The organism is Acinetobacter corruptisaponis, from assembly GCF_030053775.1.
Classification (GTDB): Bacteria; Pseudomonadota; Gammaproteobacteria; order Pseudomonadales; family Moraxellaceae; genus Acinetobacter; species Acinetobacter corruptisaponis.
The window spans coordinates 1,258,533-1,261,279 of record NZ_CP125669.1 but is presented as its reverse complement, the minus strand read 5'-3'; the positions used below and the strand labels follow the sequence as shown (position 1 = coordinate 1,261,279).

Sequence of the window (2,747 nt, the reverse complement as noted above, 5' to 3'; positions counted from 1 at the left end):
TGAATAAGAGTAAGGGGAAATGTTTCCCCCTTACTCTTGGTTTTTAAACCTAATAATCTTAAAAGGAATAGAAAATGTCCTCATCATTTTATGTTTGGGATGCAAAACAGCACCATCCTGATGTTGAAATTAACGATTTGGAACAGGCCGAGTATTATGCAACTCATCCACAGAATATAGGATATAGCGAGAATCTAGAACAATGTTTACGTGCTATTATTAAAATAGTGACTGACCCAGAACTTTCAGAAAACTTTGATCAGGATATTATAGATTTTTTTGATAATGCAGAGGGATATATTGTGCCAACACAAGAGAATGTGTTGGATATAGATCGTTATTTCTTTGAAAAAAGTCAATATTTATATAAAATCGTTGTTGAAGCGATTATGAAATATGATGTAGTAGGCTTTGATGCAGGGGCTTATATTTTTTTCAGTAAAGATAAGATATTTCCGAAACAGACCAGTATTCAACGCTGGCTAGATACAGTTCAACCCATTACCAAAGATCAGTTAAGCCAGTTTAAAGCGTTGCCAGCTAATAAAAATAAATTGGTAGATTTTTCAGATAAGTGGTTGGTACAGCATGAAAATATATTAGGATTCTTCGAAATAGAAAAAAAAAATCAATATAATAATAAGTTTGGTTTTCATAGGGATTTTGATAAAAGTATATATGAAAGAATTCTTATAGTAACTGCATCAAATTTATCTAAATATGAGCTGGGCTTCTCAAAAGTCTCATTGAGTAGTTATATCCAGTATTCCGAGAATAAAGCCTTTTGGATTCGTAGAGAACATTTTATTAAAGGTTTTACTTTACAATATATACCAGAACTGCATGGAGTTGAGGGCAAGCCCTTGGCAATAACACATCCTAAACAGCTTGAAAGTATTTTTAAGCAAATTTATGATTTTTTAATTTATGATGCTGAACAACATAAAGATTTAGAAACTTTAAACCAGTGGCTCAATCATGGTGATGAGAAATATTATATTACAGGTGGATCCGTATTTAATCGATTGGCCTTTGCTAAATACTTAAATGATCCTCTGTATGATGAATTAGTGCAGGAAGCATTACCTTTTATTTTAAAAGATGAATATTATAAGGATATGGCGGTTGAGGGAGTATATGAAGAAGTTGAAAGAAGATATAATGATGTCATATCCTAAATTTAGTTAGTGGATTTTTATAAAAATTAGTTACTTAATAGTTAATTTTTGTATTTTATTAGAATTTTAATAGTTTTAAAAGGAATAGAAAATGTCCTCATTATTTTATATTTGGGATGCAAGGCAGCACCATCCTGATGTTGAAATTAACGATTTGGAACAGGCCGAGTATTATGCAACTCATCCACAGAATAAAGGATACAGCGATAATCTAGAACAATGTTTACGTGCTATTATTAAAATAGTGACTGACCCAGAACTTTCAGAAAACTTTGATCAGGATATTATAGATTTTTTTGATAATGCAGAGGGATATATTGTGCCAACACAAGAGAATGTGTTGGATATAGATCGCTATTTCTTTGAAAAAAGTCAATATTTATATAAAGTTGTTGTTGAAGCGATTATAAAATATGATGTGGTAGGCTTTGATGCAGGGGCTTATATTTTCTTCAGTAAAGATAAAATATTTCCAAAACAGAACAGTATTCAACGCTGGTTAAGTACAGTTCAACCCATTACCAAAGATCAGTTAAGCCAGTTTAAAGTATTACCAGCCAGTCAGGATAAATTGGTTCAGTTCTATCATCAGTGGTTAAAGGAAAATGAAAATATATTGGGTTTTTGGGATAAAGAAAAAAATCAGAATAATCAAGGGTTCGGTTTGTATAGAGATTTTAGTCAAAATATATATGAAAAAATTCTTATAGTAACTGCATCAAATTTATCTAAATATGAACTAGGTTATTCTCATGTTTCTTTAAGCAGTTATATTCAAGTTTCTGAAGATAAGGCTTTTACTATTCTTAGACAACATCCGATTAAAGATTTTACCCTACAATATATACCAGAACTGCATGGGGTTGAGGGTAAACCCTTGGCGATAACACACCCTAAACAGCTTGAAAGTATTTTTAAACAAATTTATGGTTTTTTAATTTATGATGCTGAACAACACAAAGATTTAGAAACATTAAATCAGTGGATTAATCATGGTGATGAAAAAAAATATATAAGAGGTAATGCAGTAGTAAATCGGCTGGCTTTCGCTAAATACTTAAATGATCCTCTATATGATCAACTAATTCAGGAAGCTTTATCTTATGTTGAAAGAGGAGCTAAAGCTCTACCTCATCTTGCTAATTGGACAATAGAGAAATTGTACGAAGAAGTTGAGAAAAGATATAATAGTATTATAGCCTAAAATTATTTGATAGATTTTTATAAAAATGAGTTATTTAATAGCTCATTTTTGTATTTTATTAGGGTTTTAATAGTTTTAAAAGGAATAGAAAATGTCCTCATTATTTTATATCTGGGATACGAGGTAGCACTATCCTGATTTTGTTTAGTCGAAACTTATACCTCAACAGCGAATCAGGTCTACGTCATGGTTGGAAAAACTATCTATCTACTAATTATTGCTGCACATAGCAATGATCAGAATGATGGCTCGGAGTGTATCAAGCTGGAATTGACAGGCTATAGCCGAGCCACAGTATTTACTGATAAAAAACTATATCCTGATTACTTTAATTATTGTAATGGTAATTTATAATTCGATTAGAT

Annotated in this window: 3 protein-coding genes; all 3 read left to right on the top strand. The window is 30.9% G+C overall.

Going from position 1 to position 2,747, the window contains the following annotated elements; genetic code table 11:
- Nucleotides 1-74 precede the first annotated feature (74 nt).
- The 3 genes from QLH32_RS06320 (at nucleotide 75) to QLH32_RS06310 (ending at nucleotide 2,736) form a co-directional block, all read left to right on the top strand.
- Nucleotides 75-1,178, top strand: a complete 1,104-nt coding sequence (locus tag QLH32_RS06320; RefSeq protein WP_283268710.1) for a hypothetical protein — start codon at nucleotides 75-77, stop codon at nucleotides 1,176-1,178.
- A 91-nt stretch (nucleotides 1,179-1,269) separates the two neighbouring features.
- Nucleotides 1,270-2,382 carry a hypothetical protein gene (locus tag QLH32_RS06315; RefSeq protein ID WP_283268709.1) on the top strand — a complete coding sequence of 371 codons (1,113 nt, stop codon included), beginning with the start codon at nucleotides 1,270-1,272 and terminating at the stop codon, nucleotides 2,380-2,382.
- 186 nt (nucleotides 2,383-2,568) lie between these two features.
- The gene (locus QLH32_RS06310) at nucleotides 2,569-2,736 is read left to right on the top strand and encodes a hypothetical protein (protein ID WP_283268707.1); all 168 of its coding nucleotides are present in this window, start codon (nucleotides 2,569-2,571) and stop codon (nucleotides 2,734-2,736) included.
- Nucleotides 2,737-2,747: the final 11 nt, after the last annotated feature.